The organism is Burkholderia anthina (assembly GCF_001547525.1).
In the GTDB taxonomy this organism is placed as follows: Bacteria; Pseudomonadota; Gammaproteobacteria; order Burkholderiales; family Burkholderiaceae; genus Burkholderia; species Burkholderia semiarida.
Map to the genome: position 1 here is coordinate 1,198,121 of NZ_LNJP01000003.1, position 16,777 is coordinate 1,214,897.

Consider the following 16,777-nt stretch of genomic DNA (forward strand, 5'->3'; position numbering starts at 1 on the left):
CATGCGCGACGAAGGGCCGCCCGGCGGCATGCCCGATGCGCTCGTCGATGCGCATCACCATCTGTGGCGGCTCGATGCGGGCGCGCACTATCCGTGGCTGCAGACGCACTACGATCCGGCGCGCTTCATGTTCGGCGACTACGCGGCGCTGTGCCGCAACTTCGACGTCGACGATTTCCGGCGTGCGGCGCAATGCGCGCCGCTCGTCGCCAGCGTGCATGTCGAGGCCGAACGCGCGCGCGACGAGGCGCTCGCGGAAACGCGCTGGCTGCACGAGGTCGCGGCCACGCACGGGCTGCCCTCGGCGATCGTCGCGTGGGTCGACCTGCTGGCTCGCGATGCGGACGAACGGCTCGCCGAGCAGGCCGCGTGGCCCCGCGTGCGCGGCGTGCGGTTCAAGCCGCGCACCGCGGCGGCGCCGGACGCATCGATCGGCGGGCCGGGCACGCTGCGTGATCCGCGCTGGCCGGCCGCACTCGACCGCCTTGCCGCGCACGGCCTGAGTTGGGATCTGCGCGTGCCGTTCTGGCATCTCGGCGACGCGGCCGCGATGCTGACCGATGCGCCCGACGTCGACGTGGTGCTCGAACATGCGGGGCTGCCGTGGGACCGGTCCGAAGCCGGGCTCGCGCGCTGGCGCGGCGGGATGGCGGCGCTCGCCGAGTTGCCGCGCGTGACCGTGAAAATCTCCGAGCTCGGCCTGCGCGATGCGGGGTGGAACGACGCGGACAACGCGCGGATCATCCGCGACACGATCGCGATCTTCGGCTGGCAGCGCTGCCTGTTCGCGAGCAATTTCCCGGTGGCCGGGCTGCGCGTGTCCTATCCCGCGCTGCTGCGCACGTTCGCCGGCGCGATCGCGCACCTCGACGGCCCCGCGCGCCGCGCGATCTGGCATGACAACGCGCTGCGGGTGTACCGGATCGCACTCGACGCGCCGCATCAACCGGCGCGCGGGTAGCGCCGGTTTCCCGCCGTTCCGCCTCGTCGGGCCGGCACCGCGCTGCTCCCCCACCACCACATTTTGTGCATCGCACGACCCACCCTGAGCAAAAAGTATCGGTTCACGAATCCTTTTGATGTGGTGATCGCATCGCCCGCGTCACACCATTGTTCCTGCCGTCATCGGCGGCATTCGAACAAGCAGAATCAAGGAGACACGGGTGAACAAGATGCGAATCGTCGCAGCCGGCCTGCTGCTCGGCGCCTGTCTGCCGGGCGTCGCGGCCGCGCAAACCTGCAAGGTGCCGACCCTTCGGGTGCTCGCGCAGAAGAGCCTCGGCCTGTCGGTGATGGAGAAATCGCTGGCCGACTACGAGAAGAAGAGCGGCACCAAGGTCGAGATCAGCTATTTCGGCGAGAACGATCGCCGCGCGAAATCGCGGCTCGACGCGTCGACCGGCGCGGGTTCCTACCAGATCTACTACGTCGATGAAGCGAACGTCGCCGAATTCGCGTCGGCCAACTGGATCGTGCCGCTCCTCAAGTACTACCCGAAGGACTACGACTACGACGACTTCCTGCCCGGCCGCCGCGCGGTCGCGAGCTACAACGGCGTCGCGTACTTCGCGCCGCTGATCGGCGGCGGCGACTTCCTGTTCTACCGCCGCGACCTGCTCGACGCCGCGCACATCCCGGTGCCGAAGACGCTCGACCAGCTCGTCGCCGCGATCAAGAAGCTGAACGCGCCGCCGAAGGTGTACGGCTGGGTCGCGCGCGGCCAGCGCGGCTCGGGAATGAACGTGTGGCGCTGGTCGCCGTTCATGCTCGGCATGGGCGGCACGTGGACCGACAAGAGCGGCCAGCCCGCATTCGACTCGCCGGCCGCTGTGAAGGCCACGCAACTCTACAGCGACCTGTTCAAGTACGCGCCGCCCGGCTCGGCGACCTACGACTGGAGCAACGCGCTCGAAGCGTTCCGCTCGGGCAAGGTCGCGTTCATGATCGAATCGACGCCGTTCGCCGACTGGATGGAAGATGCGAGCAAGTCGAGCGTGGCCGGCAAGGTCGGCTACACGCGCCCGCCCGCGCCGCTGCCGTCGGCCGCATACGGCCACGGCTTCGCGATCTCGGCGGTCGGCGCGAAGGACGATTGCACGCGGACGGCCGCCGGCCGCTTCATCGCATGGGCGACCAGCAAGGACCAGGAACAGGCGCGGCTGCGCAACGGCGTGTTCAGCGACTACAACCGTTCGAGCACGATCGGCAGCCCGTACTTCAAGCAGCACGTCGCGCCGCAGATCCAGGCCGGACTGAACGACACGAACCCCGTCACGCAGGTGACGATCTGGCGCACGCCGCAGTGGCCGGATATCGGCGACAACCTCGGCATCGCGCTCGAACAGGTGTTCACCGGCACGCAGACGGATATCCGCGGCACGCTCGACGATGCGGACCAGTACGCGAAGGACGCGCTCGAACATGGCGCTCGCAAATGACGGCGCCGGCGGACGCGCGCTCGGCGTCCGCCCGGCCCCTTCCGCAATGTCGGCCCGGCGCGGCCGCGCGCGCCGCGACCGCACGAGCCTGCCGTGGGTGTTCCTCGCGCCGACGCTCGCGCTGCTCGCGGTCCTGAGCCTCGTCCCGACGATCGCCGCGATCAACCTCGCGCTGCGCAACCGCGTGCTGCGCTACCCGGACAGCGAATACGTCGGCCTGCGCAACTTCATCCGGCTCGCGTCGGACCGGCGCTTCCTGAACGCGATCGAGGTGTCGGTGCTGTGGGAAGTCGTCACGGTCGCCGGCGCGGTGCTCGTCGGCATCGCGCTCGCGGTGTTCCTGTTCGAGCGCGTGCACGGCCGCTGGCGCCGCTTCGCGTCGCTGGTGCTGATCATGCCGGTGCTGCTGCCGCGCGTGTCGGCCGCGTTCATCTGGAAGTTCATGTACGCGCCGCTCACCGGCATCCTGAGCTGGCTGCTCGGCACGCTCGGCGTCGAGCACACCGCGTTCCTCGCCGATCCGCATCTCGCGCTGTACGCGGTCGCACTCGTCGACGTGTGGCAATGGGGGCTGTTCTTCGCGGTCGTGATCCTGAAGCTGCTCGAGACGCTGCCGCCCGAGCCGCTCGAAGCCGCGCGGCTCGACTACGCGACGACGTGGCAGGTGCACGCGTACATCGCGCTGCCGATGCTGAAGGCGCCGCTCGTGAGCCTCGTGTTCATCAAGATGGTCGAGTCGCTGCGCTCGTTCGACCTGATCTACGTGATGACCAAGGGCGGCCCGGGCATCGCGACCGAAACGCTCGATCTCTACGCGTACCAGCAGGGCATCGGCCTCGCCGGCAAGGTGTCGTATGCGTCGGGCATGGCCGTGCTGATGATGGTCGCGACCACGCTGGTCTTCACGCTCATCTGGAAGAGGGTCAACAAATGGGACGACTGATGGCCCGCCGCGGCCCCGCCGCCACCGTGTCCACCGCCGTAATCGCCGGCGCGATCCTGCTCGTCGCCGCGTTCCCGCTGTTCTGGGCCGTGCTCAATTCGCTCAAGCACCTGCTCGACATCGTCACGCCCGCGCCGCGCTTCTTCTTCACGCCGACGCTCGCGAACTACGAACAGGTGCTGTCGAGCCCCGAAGTGCTGATCGGCCTCGGCAACAGCATCGCGATCGTCGGCGCGGCCGTGCTGATCGGTGCGGTGCTCGGCGTGCCGGCCGCGTATGCGATCGCGCGCTACCCGGTGCGCGGCAAGCGCGACATCCAGTTCTTCCTGCTGTCGCTGCGCTTTTTGCCGCCCGTCGCGGTCGCGCTGCCGCTGATCGCGATCTGGGTCGATCTCGGGCTGTACGACACCAAGCTGTCGATGATCGTCACGTACCTGCTCGTCACGCTGTCGACCATCACGTGGCTCTCGATCCCCGTGTTCCGCCGGCTGCCGCGCGAGATCGAGGAAGCCGCCGCGCTCGACGGCTACGGCCCGTACGCGGTGTTCTGGCATATCGCGTTGCCGGTGTGCGCGAGCACGCTGCTCGGCGGCATCGTGTTCAGCTTCGTGCTGGTGTGGAACGAACTGATGATCGCGCTCGCGCTCACGTCGTCGCGCAGCGCGACGCTGCCGGTGGTCGCGTCCGCGTTCACGTCGCTCGGCCAGGAAGTGCCGTGGGGCGTGATCAACGCATCGACGGTGCTGCTCGCGCTGCCGCCGCTCGTCTTCGTCGGCATGCTGAGCCGGCTGCTCAATTCGATCGTCAAGGGAAAATGAGGAGAACACGTTGAAAGCACTCGTACTCGAACGCACGCGCGAGCTCGCGCTGCGCGACATCGACCTGCCGCAACAGGTCGGCCCCGGCGACGTCCGGATCAAGGTCCATACGGTCGGCGTCTGCGGCAGCGACGTGCATTACTACGTGCACGGCGGGATCGGCCCGTTTCGCGTCGACGCGCCGATGGTGCTCGGCCACGAGGCGTCCGGCACGGTCGTCGAAACCGGCAGCGACGTCACGCACCTGCGCGTCGGCGACCGCGTGTGCATGGAGCCCGGCGTGCCTCGCTTCGATTCGCCCGCGACGCTGCGCGGGCTCTACAACCTCGATCCCGACGTGCGCTTCTGGGCGACGCCGCCCATCCACGGCTGCCTGACGCCGTTCGTCGTGCATCCGGCCGCGTTCACGTACCGGCTGCCCGACAACGTGTCGTTCGCCGAAGGCGCGATCGTCGAGCCGCTGTCGATCGGCCTGCAGGCCGCGAAGAAGGCGGCGATGAAGCCGGGCGACCTCGCGGTCGTGATCGGCGCCGGCACGATCGGCGCGATGACGGCGCTCGCCGCGCTCGCCGGCGGCGCCGCGCGCGTGATCCTCGCCGACGTCGTGCCGGAGAAGCTCGCGCTGTTCGCCGCCAACCCGGCCGTCACGACCGTCGACGTGCGCACGCGGCCGCTGGCCGACGCGGTGGCCGACGCCTCCGGCGGCTGGGGCGCGGACGTCGTGTTCGAGGCGAGCGGCAGCGCGAATGCGTATGCGGGGCTCATCGACCTGATGTGCCCGGGCGGCTGCGCGGTGCTGATCGGGATGCCGGTCGCGCCGGTGCCGCTCGACGTGGTCGCGCTGCAGGCGAAGGAAGGCCGCATCGAATCGGTGTTCCGCTACGCGAACATCTTCCCGCGCGCGCTCGCGCTGATCGCGTCCGGCGCGATCGACGTGAAGCCGTTCATCTCGCGCACGTTCCCGTTCTCCGAAGGCGTGCGCGCGTTCGAGGAAGCGGCGAGCGGGCAGCCGCGCGACGTCAAGATTCAGATCGAAATGGATTGAGCCATGGCCCAGATCACCTGCAAGGCTTTGTCGAAGCACTACGACGGCGGCCCCGCCGTGCTGCATCCGCTCGACCTCGAGATCGCCGACGGCGAATTCATCGTGCTGCTCGGCCCGTCCGGCTGCGGCAAGTCCACGATGCTGCGGATGATCGCGGGCCTCGAGGCGATCACCGGCGGCGAGCTCGTGATCGGCGATGCGGTCGTCAACGATCTGCCGTCGCGCGAGCGGAACGTCGCGATGGTGTTCCAGAACTACGCGCTGTACCCGCACATGACGGTGTACGACAACATCGCGTTCGGCCTGCGGCGGCTGAAGGTGCCCGCCGACGAGATCGACCGCCGCGTGCGCGACGTCGCGCGCATCCTGAGCCTCGATGCATTGCTCGAGCGCCGCCCGCGTGCGATGTCGGGCGGCCAGCAGCAACGCGCGGCGATCGCGCGCGCGATGATCAAGACGCCCGCCGTGTTCCTGTTCGACGAGCCGCTGTCGAACCTCGACGCGAAGCTGCGCACGCAGTTGCGCGGCGACATCAAGCGGCTGCACCGGCAACTGAAGACGACCACGCTGTACGTCACGCACGATCAGCTCGAAGCGATGACGCTCGCCGACCGCGTCGTGCTGATGCGCGGCGGCCACATCGAACAGATCGGCACGCCGGCCGAGCTGTACGGCCAGCCGCATACGGTATTCGCGGCGGGGTTCGTCGGCACGCCCGCGATGAACTTCGCGGACGGCACCATCGAGCGCGTCGGCGCGACCGTGCTGCTCGACTGCAACGGCGCGCGCTGGCCGCTCGCGTCTTCACGCTTCGCGCGGCTGCAGGACGGCCACAAGGTGAAGGCGGCGATTCGCCCGAACCACCTGCGGCTCGCCGCCGAAGGCGATCCGACCCCGGGCACGCTGTCGCTCACCGGCACGGTCGAGCTCGTCGAGCTGCTCGGCGCGGAGGCGCTCGTCACGCTGGACTGGCGCGGCCAGCCGTGCGCGGCCCTCGTGCCGGCCCCGATGGCCCCGGCGCCGGGCGCCGTGGTAGCGTTTCGCTTCGACGAAGAAGCCCTGCATCTGTTCGACGCCGGCACCGAGCGCAACGTCACGCTGCCGGACGCGAACCCGATCGCGCACGCGGCGCCGCCGGCGGCCGCGACGCGCACCACGCCGCCTGCCGCGACGGGCTGGTCGATGTCCCGCCCGTAGCACGCCGGCACGCCCCGACGGAGCACACGATGAACCCGGATCTCGAGATCGTTCCCACCCACCGCGACGAATCGTTCCGCGCGTGGGTCCACGACTATCCGCATTCGGTCGCGAAGTGGCACTTTCATCCCGAGTACGAGATTCACCTGATCCAGGCGTCGCGCGGCAAGGTGTTCGTCGGCGACCACATCGGCGATTTCGGCCCCGGCAACCTGATCGTCACCGGGCCGAACCTGCCGCACAACTGGGTCAGCGAGCTCGCCGACGGCGAACGCGTGCCGTCGCGCGACGTCGTGCTGCAGTTCTCGCGCGATGCGATCGAGAAGATGGTCGACGCGTTCAGCGAGCTGCAGCCGGTGATCGAGCTGATCGACGACGCGGCGCGCGGCGTGCAGTTTCCCGATCGCGTCGGCATCGAGGTCGCGCCGCTGATGCTCGAACTCGCGAACGCGCACGGCTGCCGGCGCGTCGAGATCCTGATGTCGCTGTTCGACCGGCTGTCGTCGTGCCGCGAGCGGCGCGTGCTCGCGGGCCCCGGCTACCGCAGCGACGCGCAGCACTACATGTCGTCGACCATCAACCAGGTGCTGTCGTACCTGCAGCAGAACCTGCCCGGCATGCTGCGCGAAGCCGACGTCGCCGCGTTCGCCGGCATGAGCGTGAGCACCTTCACGCGGTTTTTCCGGCGCCACACCGGCTCGTCGTTCGTGCGCTACCTGAACCGGCTGCGCATCAACGAGGCGTGCGAGCTGCTGATGTTTTCCGACCTGACGGTGACCGACATCTGCTACCGGGTTGGGTTCAACAACCTGTCGAACTTCAACCGTCAGTTTCTCGCGATGAAGCAGGTGCCGCCGTCGAAGTTCCGCGCGCTGCACCGGCTCAACGAACCGCACGGCCGAGACGACGCGCCGCCCCCGCGACGCGCGCCGCCGCGCGCCCCAGACAGGACGCTTCATACGTGACATATCTCGGCATCGATCTCGGCACGTCCGAGGTCAAGGTTCTGCTCACCGACTCCCGCTCGGTCCCGCTCGCGACCGGCTCGGCCACGCTGTCGATCAGCCGTCCGCATCCGCACTGGTCCGAACAAAGCCCGCAGGCGTGGTGGCACGCAATGCTCGACGCGATCGCGTCGGTGCGGGCCGCGCACCCGGCCGGCTTCGCCGCGCTGCGCGGCATCGCGCTGTCCGGGCAAATGCACGGCGCGACGCTGATCGACCGCGCGGACCAGGTACTGCGCCCCGCGATCCTGTGGAACGACACGCGCGCCGGTACCGAATGCGTCGAGCTCGAGGCGCTGGTGCCGGAATCGCGCGCGATCACCGGCAACATGGCGATGCCCGGCTTCACCGCGCCGAAGCTGCTGTGGCTCGCCAAATACGAGCCGGCCGTGTTTCGCGCAGTCCACAAGGTGCTGCTGCCGAAGGACTACCTGATCTGGCGGCTGTCCGGCGAATTCGTGTCCGACATGTCCGACGCGTCGGGCACGCTATGGCTCGACTGCGCGCGCCGCGACTGGTCCGACCGGATGCTCGCCGCGACCGAGCTGTCGCGCGCGCAGATGCCGCGCCTCGTCGAAGGCAACGCGGGCGCCGCGCAACTGCGCGACACGCTGCGGCGCGAATGGGGCATCGCCGGGCCCGTGACGATCGCCGGCGGTGCCGGCGACAATGCGGCGTCCGCGATCGGCATGGGCGTCACGGGCGCCGGCAGCGGCTTCCTGTCGCTCGGCACGTCGGGTGTGCTGTTCACCGGCACCGACCGCTTCGCGCCGAATCCGGACGCCGCCGTGCACGCGTTCTGCCACTGCGTCGAAGGGCGCTGGCACCAGATGAGCGTGATCCTGTCGGCCGCCGCGAGCCTCGACTGGCTCGCGCGCGCGTACGGCACGACGGCCGGCGCGCTCGCCCCGCGTGCGGAACGCGCCGATCCGGCCCGCGCGCCGCTGTTCCTGCCGTATCTCGGCGGCGAGCGCACGCCGCACAACGATGCACATGCGCGTGGCGTGTTCTTCGGGCTGTCGAACGAACACGGTGCGGACGACCTCGCGTATGCGGTGATGGAAGGCGTCGCGTTCGCGATGGCCGACGGCTACGATGCGCTACGCGCGGCCGGCACGACGCTCGACGCGGTGTCGTTCATCGGCGGCGGCTCGAAGAGCGCGTTCTGGGCGCGGCTGTGCGCGAATGCGACCGGGCTCGCGATGCAGCGCCACGCGGACGGCGCGGTCGGCGCGGCACTCGGCGCGGCGCGGCTCGCGCGGCTGGCTGCGACGAACGACACCCTCGCGGAAGTCTGTGTCGCGCCGCCCGTCACGGAAGCGGTCGCGCCCGATGCCGCGTCGGTCGATCTGCTGGCGGGGCGGCTTGCACGGTATCGGCGGCTGTATCGCGCGCTGCGGGACGAGTTCGCGGCCGCCGATTGAGCGTTAGAGCGATCGCGCTTGACCCGGCCCTTGGGATCGCCTTTATGCTGACCGCAACGAATCGACAGCAAAGAGGTGACGGATGGGTTCGTCCACGCCCCGTTTGAACGCATCGGCCGCCGCCGCGCGGCTCGGCGTCTCGATCAAGGCGCTGCGGCTGTACGAGCGGCACGGCCTCGTCACGCCCGAGCGCACGCCGGCCGGATACCGTGCGTACGGCCCGGACGACCTCGCGCGCGCCGCCGACATCGCGGCGCTGCGCAAGCTCGGCCTCGGTCTCGCGCAGGTGGCGAGCGTGCTCGGCGGCGATGCGCGCAGCCTCGATGCGGCGCTCGGCGCTCACGAAGCGGCGCTCGATCGCGGAATTCAGGATCTCGTGAGCAAGCTCGACCGCGTGCGTGCGATGCGCGCCGGCCTGGCTCGGGGACGGATGCCGGCCGACGGCGAACTCACGCGGCTGCTCGACGCTGGCGGCGCCGGCGTCGCGTTCAGCCTGCCGTGGCCGTGGGGCGGCGAACGGTTCGAGTGTCGCGATATCCGGCCGTTAAACTACATCATCGGTTCGCTCGGGAGCGGCAAGACGCGGCTCGCGCTTCGGCTGGCCGACGCGCTGCCCGGCGCCGTGTTCGTCGGCCTCGATCGGCTCGACGACGATGGTGCAGCCGCATCGGATGCATTGCGTGCCGATCCGGAACTGAAGTCGCGTGTCGACCGCACGTCGGCGTTGCTCATCGGCAGAGGCGCGACGCCGTCGGCGGCGCTGACCGCACTGCTCGTCGGCCTCGAAGCAGCAAGCCCGCGCGTGCGGATCGTCGACATGATCGAACAGGATCTCGATCGCGCCACGCAACTGGCGTTGATCGCGCATCTGCGCGAATGCGCGGCCGCCGGCATGCGGCCGCTGTTCTTGCTGACGCGCTCGTCGGCGATCCTCGATCTCGCGGCGGTCGGCCCCGACGAAACCATCCTGCTGTGCCCGGCCAATCACAGCCCGCCTGTGCGCGTGGCGCCTTACCCGGGCGCCCCGGGGTATGAAGCCGTGGCCACGTGCCTGGCGGCGCCGGAAGTTCGGGAGCGGGTCGCGCGGCGGCCGGAAGCGGCGCGCTGTCAGGCCTGATAGGCAGCAGAAGAGAGGATTTGCCGGCCCGCCCCGTCGGCGAACCTGACGGCACGCGTCAAGCGGGTAGGCATCGACCTGCCCGACAAGCGTGCCCGCAAGCCTGCGATCGTGACCGGAAAAGGTTCGGAAAAGTCCGGTGCTTGCCAAGCGCTATTGGACAGGTCCGCAAGCCGTCTTGTCCGGATGGCCAAAAACGCGCGCGGCCGGACGATCGCCCCTACGACTTCACGCTCGCCACCTCACTGCTCGGCCGCATGCGCGATCTGCTGAGCGGCAACGAAGGCACGGCGCTCGCCAATGCGGTCACGATCCTGACCGCGCTCGGCATTGCCGCACCCAGGGCCAGAAAGGGGCTTTTCGCCGTCCTCAAATGGCTGCGCGGGCGCGAGATCACGCACGTGCGGATGAAGGACCACACCGCGGTGCTGCACGTCGATGGCGGCACACTCGAGATCGACCTGCCCGTGCTCACACTGCTGCGCGACGTCCGCGTTCGCCGCGCAACCGCGCAAGTGCTTGCGCCGCTCGCGCGCGAAGGCATCGAGATTTTCGCGGCGGGCACCGATACCGAGGTGTACGAGACGGTCGCCCGCAACGAGATCGCGTGGTTTCGCGCGCCCGAGCCAGCCGATGCGCTGCTGCTCGACGAGCATCGCAAGATGGCGTTCTCGATCGTGTCGCTCGCGTTCAAGGACGACAACAAGTGGCGGCTGTACGACGGCACGTCGACGATTCACGCGACGATCACCGATGCCGGCTTCCTGTCGCGCGTGAACAACAGCCAGATCAGTTTCAGCAAGGGCGACGTGCTCCTGTGCAATGTCCGTATGCAGCAGTGGCAAACTTCGGACGGCGCAAAAACCGAATACGACGTCACGGATGTCCTCGAACATCGCCCGGCGGGCCTGCAGATTCCGTTGTCGGGCCTCTGATCCACGTCGCCGCCCCGCGCCCGACGCAACTTCTCACCACTCATGAAACCGGCGATCCATCTGCGTGCCGCCTCGCGGGAAGACCTCGCCTTCCTGCTGACGCTCCGTCGACTCACGATGACCGAGCACCTGCAGCGCGTCGGCGCGCCGACCGACGACGAAGCACACGACCAACGCATCCGCGCGAACTTCGACGACGCGATGATCGTCTGCGAAGGCGCCGACGCCATCGGCCTGCTGAAGGTGACGCGCGCGGCCGGCGAATGGCACGTCCATCAGATCCAGATCCTTCCCGCGTGCCAGGGTCGTGGCGTCGGCGCGGCCGTACTGAACGCATTGCTGACCGACGCGGCACGCGAGCGCGTATCCGTATCGCTGAGCGTGCTGCACGGCAACCCGGCGCGGCGGCTCTACGAACGGCTCGGCTTTCGCGTCGTATCGGAAACCGATACGAGCGCGAACATGATCCGGCACGCGTGACGCGCATCGATGCAACCGCACCGCTTTTCCATTACTGCGTGATCTTCGCGTCCTTCAGCAGGTTGCCGATCATCTGCGCACTCGCCTTCTCGACCGCGATCGCCTGCAACTGCTGCTGAAGCGTCGGCTTCGCGGTCTCGAAAGCCGGCACCTGCGTCGGCCGCTTCGCATCCAGCTTCACGATCGCGCGCACGCCATCGACGGGAATCGAATCCTTCGTCACCGCGCCGACGGGCAATTTCTCGAGCGCCTGCGCGACCGGCAGCGGCAACCCGGCCGTCTTGCCCGCCGCCGCCGGCGTGTTGAAGCTCACCCACGGCAGCTCGCCGCCGGTATCGCGGCTCGGCGCGACGCTGTACTGGCGCGCGAGCCCGTCGAACGACTTGCCCGCTTTCAACTCGCTCAGCACGGTGGCCGCCGCGACCGGATCCTTGACGACGATCACGCGCGGCTTGTATTCGTTCTTGCCGAGCGCGGCGACGAGCTCGTCGTAGCGCGCCTTGACCTGCTCGTCCGTCACGGGCTCCGGCTTCACGTTGTCGCGCAGGTACAGCTGCACCTCGGCCGTCACCTTCGCCTGCTGCATCGCCGCCTTGACCTCGGGCTTGTCCGCGTAGTTGGCCTTCTCGGCCGCCTGCTGCACCAGCACGCGCGTGATCAGCTGATTCTTGATCGCCTCGCGGATCTGCGGCGAATCGGCTTGCCCGGACGCGCGCAGCAGCGTATCGACGTCGGCCTGCGTGATCGGCGTGCCGTTGACGGTCGCGACGGTCGCCGCGCCCGCCGCCGTTTCCGCGTGGACGGGGCCCGTCAGCGCGCCGGCCAGCGCAGCGATCAGCAACAGGCGGTTCGGTGTCGTTTTCATTTTCGTCATGTCGTCACTTCGGCTCAAAAATCGCGGCATCGGGCTGCCGCGCAAGTTCACCGGCGCGGCAATGTGCCGGCGCAACCGGTCGGTCGATTCGGTTCATCGTCGTGTGCACGCGCACTCCCGCCGGTGCCGCCGCTATTGTGCCCGGATCGGGCTTTCCGCGCCGTGTGGTTGGGAACGACCGCCCGGCGGGCGGTGAGGCGCGCGTTGCGCACGCCGCTCATTACGCACGCGCGATGCGGAAATTGCGTGGAAGCACGATTGACGTCCGGCGACACGCGGTGAATCCCGTCGTTGCCGCGCGGGCATGGCCGACGGACCGCGGCCGCGCACGCGTGATCGATGTCATGGCGTCCACCGGTACACGGTGATGCTGTTCCCCTTCACGTTGTTCTTCATCACCACGTACTCGCCGTTCGACCGGCGGTACGCGCGAATGCTGTACATCGCATCGATCGCGCTGCTGGTATCAACGGTCGCGGGGCTCGCGTTCACCAGCGTCGTGTCGAGGCTTCCCGTGGTCAGGTTGAACGCGTCGACGTTCGGCCAAAGCGGCCCGCTGCTGCTGAACCAGTAGCCGACGAACAGATGGTTGCCCGCCGCGTCGATCGATTTCGCGCCGCTGTGCGGCAGCGTGATCACCGGGTCGGGCTTCGTCGTGTTGCCCGCGCGCCAGCCGTGATACACCTCGATGCGCGTGCCGATCGACGTCCAGTCGTTGCTGCCGAGCGCGCCCTGCGCGAGCACCATCGTGTCGCTGTCCGCGAGATAGACGATGCGCGTGAGCGGCTGGATGCTGGCCGGAATGCGGGTCGCGACGCCGGGCCCCCACGACGGCTTGCCGTTCGCGTCGAAGCCGGTCAGCGGGTAATGCGTGATCGCGCCGGTCTTGTCGAGGCCTGCCCATACGCCACCCTGGCTGTCGAGGCTGAAGCCGCCCGTCACGCGCTGCGTCGTGTTGAACGCAGGGCCGGGAAGCGAGCCGTCCGGAATCGCGACGTAACCGTTCGCCGCGTTGAAATGATAGAAGTAGAAGACCGGCGGGTTCTGGCCGGCCGCGACGAGAATCCGGTTCGCGCCGACCGACGTGAGCAGCCCGAAGTGTTCGTCGCGCTGCGTGTCGCTCATGTTGATGCGCGGGTCCGACGGATACGTGAACGGGTCGACGGTGTTCGCGACGAACTTGCCGCCTGCGCGGCCGCTGTAGATGTGCGTGCCGCCGTAAAACAGCGCGCCGTCCGTGACCGGGTCCGGCGCGGCGATGCCTTCGAAGTTCAGCGACTGCAGTGTCCAGCGCAGGCTGCCGGTGCTGCTGTACGCGTGAATGTCGGTCGCGCCGTTGCGGCCGAGATCCCAGCTCCCGCCCCACGGATTGTTGAGCACATAGAGATTGCCGCCGGTGTCCTTGCCGATCCCGACGATGCGCGTGAAGCGTTGCGGGCCGACCTGCCCCTTGATGCCCGTCGTCGTGTCGAGATAGCCGCCGCGCACGCCGAACGTACCGACGAGCGCCGGCCGGCCCGAGATCGAATAACGCTTGATGTTCTGGTCCGGGCCTTCGTCGCCCACCAGCAATTGCCCGGCCGCCGCGTCGACATACAGCGCCGACGGCTGCGAGCCGGCCGGCATGCGGATCGTGTTCAGCAGCGCGCCGGCCGGGCTGAAGCCGACGATCGAGCCGGCACGCTTCTGCGCGACCCACACGTTGCCCGCGCCGTCCACCGCGAGCGCGCCCGGCGCCGACACGCCGATGTCGCGCTGCCACACGCCATCGGTCGTGAACACGCGCACGCGATTGCCGTAGAAATCGCTCGCATACAACAGCGACCCGGCCGTCGCGAGCCCGGTGACGACGTCGATGCGCGGCTGGTTGGTCGCCGCGCTGATCTGGATCACGCGGTCGCGATACTTCGTCGCGCGGCTGTAGCGCCCCACCGCGCCGCTGCCGTAGGTCTTGCCGGGCTGCAGCGCGACGAACAGCGACGTCGCGTTGCCCGTGATCGCGCTGCCCTGGAATTCCGAATGCGCGCCGATCGAGCCGATGCTCTTGCCGTTCTGGTAGATCGCGACGCCACCTTCGTCCTCGTCCCACATCGACGCCGTGTAGATCACGCCTTCGGGCGCGACCCACATCGCGCGCGCCACGTTGCCGACGTGCGCCGCGAGCGTGCCGTACGTGTTCGCGATCCAGTCGGTCGTGTTGGCTGCATGCGCGGCGGATGCACATGCGGCGATCGCCGCGGCAACAAGCGCGGCCCGGATTCGTTGTCTGGCGACCATGACGGAGGCTCTCCTGAATGAGACAAACATTCACATGAAGGATCGGCCGGCCAGATGGCTTGAAGTCCGCGAGATGTAAATTCTTCCCTGAATCATCCGGCGCAGTCGGTATGACGTACGGCATGCGTTCGATAATGCGCAGGGCGAGAATAGCGTTATATAAATCGAAAAAAATTGCGAATCGCCCGCGCTTGCGGCGAGCGCGGCTTCGCGTCAGTAAATGGTCACTTACGCGCCGGATCGGAAATGGAGAAAATCAGGCATTCGCCGCCGGGAATATCGCCGGGGATTCAACGACGATAGATTGAAACGGCGAATGCCATTTCGGCAGTATCGGGAAAAATCCACTGTCCCCAAATGAAAACGCCGGCCTGAATCCGTGTCGAATCCAGGCCGGCGAATATCATTTGCTGCGGGTCAGGCAATGCAGCGTTTGCGCCACCGCATTGCCGTGCGTCAAGCCGACGTTTCCCTCACCTTCACCTCGGCGACGCGCGCGCCGTCCGGATCGTCGCCATCGCGCGGCGCGTCGAGCTGCCCTTCCCATTTCGCGACCACGGCCGCGGCGATCGAGTTGCCGACGGCGTTGGTGGCCGAGCGCCCCATGTCGAGGAACATGTCGACGCCCATGATCAGCAGCAAGCCGGCTTCGGGCAGGTTGAACTGATTGAGCGTCGCCGCGATCACGACGAGCGACGCGCGCGGCACGCCGGCCATCCCCTTCGACGTCACCATCAGCATCAGCAGCATCGTGATCTGCGTGCCGAGCGGCAGATGGATGCCGTACACCTGCGCGATGAACAGCACCGCGAACGTGCAATACATCATCGAGCCGTCGAGGTTGAACGAATAGCCGATCGGCAGCACGAAGCTCGAGATCTTGCGGTTCACGCCGAAGCGGTCGAGCGCGTCCAGCAGCTTCGGATATGCGGCCTCGGAGCTGGCCGTCGCGAACGACAGCAGGAACGGCTCGCGGATCAGCCGGAGCAGCGTGAACGCGCGCTTGCCGAGGAACGTCACGCCGGCGAGCGTCAGCACGGCCCACAGCAGCGCGAGCGCCAGATAGAAGCTCGCCATGAACTTCGCGAACGTGAGCAGGATGCCGAGCCCTTCGGTCGTGATCGTCGACGCGAGCGCCGCGAACACCGCAACGGGCGCGAACCACATCACCGTGCCCGTCACCTTCAGCATCACCTGCGCGAGATCGTCGATCACGGCGGTCAGGCGCTTGCCCGCCTCGCCGAGCGCGGACAGCGCGGAGCCGAAGAAGATCGAGAACACGACGATCTGCAGGATTTCGTTGTTCGCCATCGCCTCGGCAATCGACTTCGGCACCAGGTGCACGACGAAATCCTTCAGCGTGAACGCGCCCGTCTTCAGGTTGAGCGCCGCATCGGATGCCGGAAGCGGCAGGCTCAGGTGGCTGCCGGGCTGCAGGATCGTCGCGGTCAGCAGGCCGAGCAGCAGCGACGTGAACGACGCGATGAAGAACCAGCCGAACGCCTTGACGCCCACGCGGCCCACCGCGCTGCCGTCGCCCATCTGCGCGATGCCGACGGTCAGCGTCGCGAACACCAGCGGCGCGATGATCATCTTGATCAGGCGCAGGAACACATCGGACAGCAACGACACGTACCCGGCGACCTCCTTCGCCATCTTCGGGTCGGGAAACGCGCTATGGCAGGCGTAACCCACGGCGATACCCAGCATCATCGCGACGACGATGTACCTGGTGATGTTGTGCTTCTTCTTCATTAGTAATCCAAATCACAAAGCGTATGTTGCTAACGGCTGGCACAGCTTCCGCGTCCGGCTGCGAATCGAAACCCACGTCTCACTGGGTGCGACCTGCCCGCCATCGGCGCTCGCCATGGCGGACAGGGGGGGCATTCTAACGCAAATGGCTCGCCGGCTTTCAAATCTGAAAGCGGCACGGGTTGATCTGCGTCCTGAACCCGCCGGGAAAGGGACGCCTGCCACGCCCGGCCCGCCGGAAATCGTCACGCAGGCAGCGACACGATCAAGCGATCGCGACACATTCTCACAAACCTGCGCAGACCTCGACACTACGGCACGTAAACGGTCTGTAATATTTGGAAATGATTCGCGTTGACAATGTGCATCGACGTCAACGCGCAATTCCGAGCCGGAAATGCGGCACCGCGTTCGCGCCATGGTTTCCATCAGGCCGAGTTATTCATTTCGTCAGTATTCCTTGAAATGAA

Annotated in this window: 14 protein-coding genes; 11 read left to right on the plus strand and 3 right to left on the minus strand. The window is 67.9% G+C overall.

Translation table 11 applies throughout. From position 1 onward, the window contains the following. Nucleotide 1: 1 nt before the first annotated feature. The 11 genes from WS64_RS25510 to WS64_RS25560 all read left to right on the plus strand — a co-directional run bounded on the left by WS64_RS25510 (nt 2) and on the right by WS64_RS25560 (nt 11,401). The gene (locus WS64_RS25510; protein ID WP_060968101.1) at nt 2-961 is read left to right on the plus strand and encodes an amidohydrolase family protein; all 960 of its coding nucleotides are present in this window, start codon (nt 2-4) and stop codon (nt 959-961) included. A 211-nt stretch (nt 962-1,172) separates the two neighbouring features. Further along, a complete protein-coding gene (locus WS64_RS25515; RefSeq protein WP_416046087.1) occupies nt 1,173-2,438 on the plus strand; it encodes an ABC transporter substrate-binding protein in 1,266 nt (421 codons plus the stop codon). A 46-nt stretch (nt 2,439-2,484) separates the two neighbouring features. Further along, a complete protein-coding gene (locus WS64_RS25520) occupies nt 2,485-3,381 on the plus strand; it encodes a carbohydrate ABC transporter permease (protein ID WP_059645127.1) in 897 nt (298 codons plus the stop codon). Continuing rightward, nucleotides 3,369-4,199, plus strand: coding sequence for a carbohydrate ABC transporter permease (locus tag WS64_RS25525; protein ID WP_060968102.1), 831 nt, complete (start codon nt 3,369-3,371; stop codon nt 4,197-4,199). The genes WS64_RS25520 and WS64_RS25525 overlap by 13 nt, the downstream gene beginning before the upstream one ends. Nucleotides 4,200-4,209: 10 nt before the next feature. Then, the gene (locus tag WS64_RS25530; protein ID WP_060968103.1) at nt 4,210-5,244 is read left to right on the plus strand and encodes an NAD(P)-dependent alcohol dehydrogenase; all 1,035 of its coding nucleotides are present in this window, start codon (nt 4,210-4,212) and stop codon (nt 5,242-5,244) included. Between the two features lie 3 nt (nt 5,245-5,247). Continuing rightward, nucleotides 5,248-6,441 carry an ABC transporter ATP-binding protein gene (locus tag WS64_RS25535; protein WP_060968104.1) on the plus strand — a complete coding sequence of 398 codons (1,194 nt, stop codon included), beginning with the start codon at nt 5,248-5,250 and terminating at the stop codon, nt 6,439-6,441. Between the two features lie 29 nt (nt 6,442-6,470). Further along, nucleotides 6,471-7,406 carry an AraC family transcriptional regulator gene (locus WS64_RS25540; RefSeq protein WP_060968105.1) on the plus strand — a complete coding sequence of 312 codons (936 nt, stop codon included), beginning with the start codon at nt 6,471-6,473 and terminating at the stop codon, nt 7,404-7,406. Then, on the plus strand, nt 7,403-8,869 hold the full coding sequence (xylB, locus tag WS64_RS25545) for a xylulokinase (RefSeq protein WP_060968106.1): 1,467 nt from the start codon (nt 7,403-7,405) through the stop codon (nt 8,867-8,869). The genes WS64_RS25540 and xylB overlap by 4 nt, the downstream gene beginning before the upstream one ends. 82 nt (nt 8,870-8,951) lie before the next feature. Further along, nucleotides 8,952-9,986, plus strand: a complete 1,035-nt coding sequence (locus WS64_RS25550; RefSeq protein WP_060968107.1) for a MerR family transcriptional regulator — start codon at nt 8,952-8,954, stop codon at nt 9,984-9,986. 143 nt (nt 9,987-10,129) lie between these two features. Next, on the plus strand, nt 10,130-10,921 hold the full coding sequence (locus WS64_RS25555) for an LAPAL motif-containing putative phage structural protein (protein ID WP_244166654.1): 792 nt from the start codon (nt 10,130-10,132) through the stop codon (nt 10,919-10,921). Between the two features lie 42 nt (nt 10,922-10,963). Then, on the plus strand, nt 10,964-11,401 hold the full coding sequence (locus WS64_RS25560) for a GNAT family N-acetyltransferase (RefSeq protein WP_060968108.1): 438 nt from the start codon (nt 10,964-10,966) through the stop codon (nt 11,399-11,401). A 31-nt stretch (nt 11,402-11,432) separates the two neighbouring features. Here the strand turns inward: WS64_RS25560 and WS64_RS25565 are convergent, their stop codons facing one another. The 3 genes from WS64_RS25565 to WS64_RS25575 all read right to left on the minus strand — a co-directional run bounded on the left by WS64_RS25565 (nt 11,433) and on the right by WS64_RS25575 (nt 16,307). Further along, complete coding sequence (locus WS64_RS25565) at nt 11,433-12,275, minus strand: peptidylprolyl isomerase (RefSeq protein ID WP_081059333.1); 843 nt, start codon at nt 12,273-12,275, stop codon at nt 11,433-11,435. A gap of 342 nt (nt 12,276-12,617) precedes the next feature. Further along, nucleotides 12,618-14,552 (minus strand): SMP-30/gluconolactonase/LRE family protein, encoded by a 1,935-nt coding sequence (locus WS64_RS25570; protein WP_060968109.1) that lies wholly within the window; start codon nt 14,550-14,552, stop codon nt 12,618-12,620. Nucleotides 14,553-15,008: 456 nt separating this feature from the next. Further along, entirely contained in the window at nt 15,009-16,307 is a 1,299-nt protein-coding gene (locus tag WS64_RS25575; protein ID WP_059645106.1) for a dicarboxylate/amino acid:cation symporter, read from the minus strand. Nucleotides 16,308-16,777 lie beyond the last annotated feature (470 nt).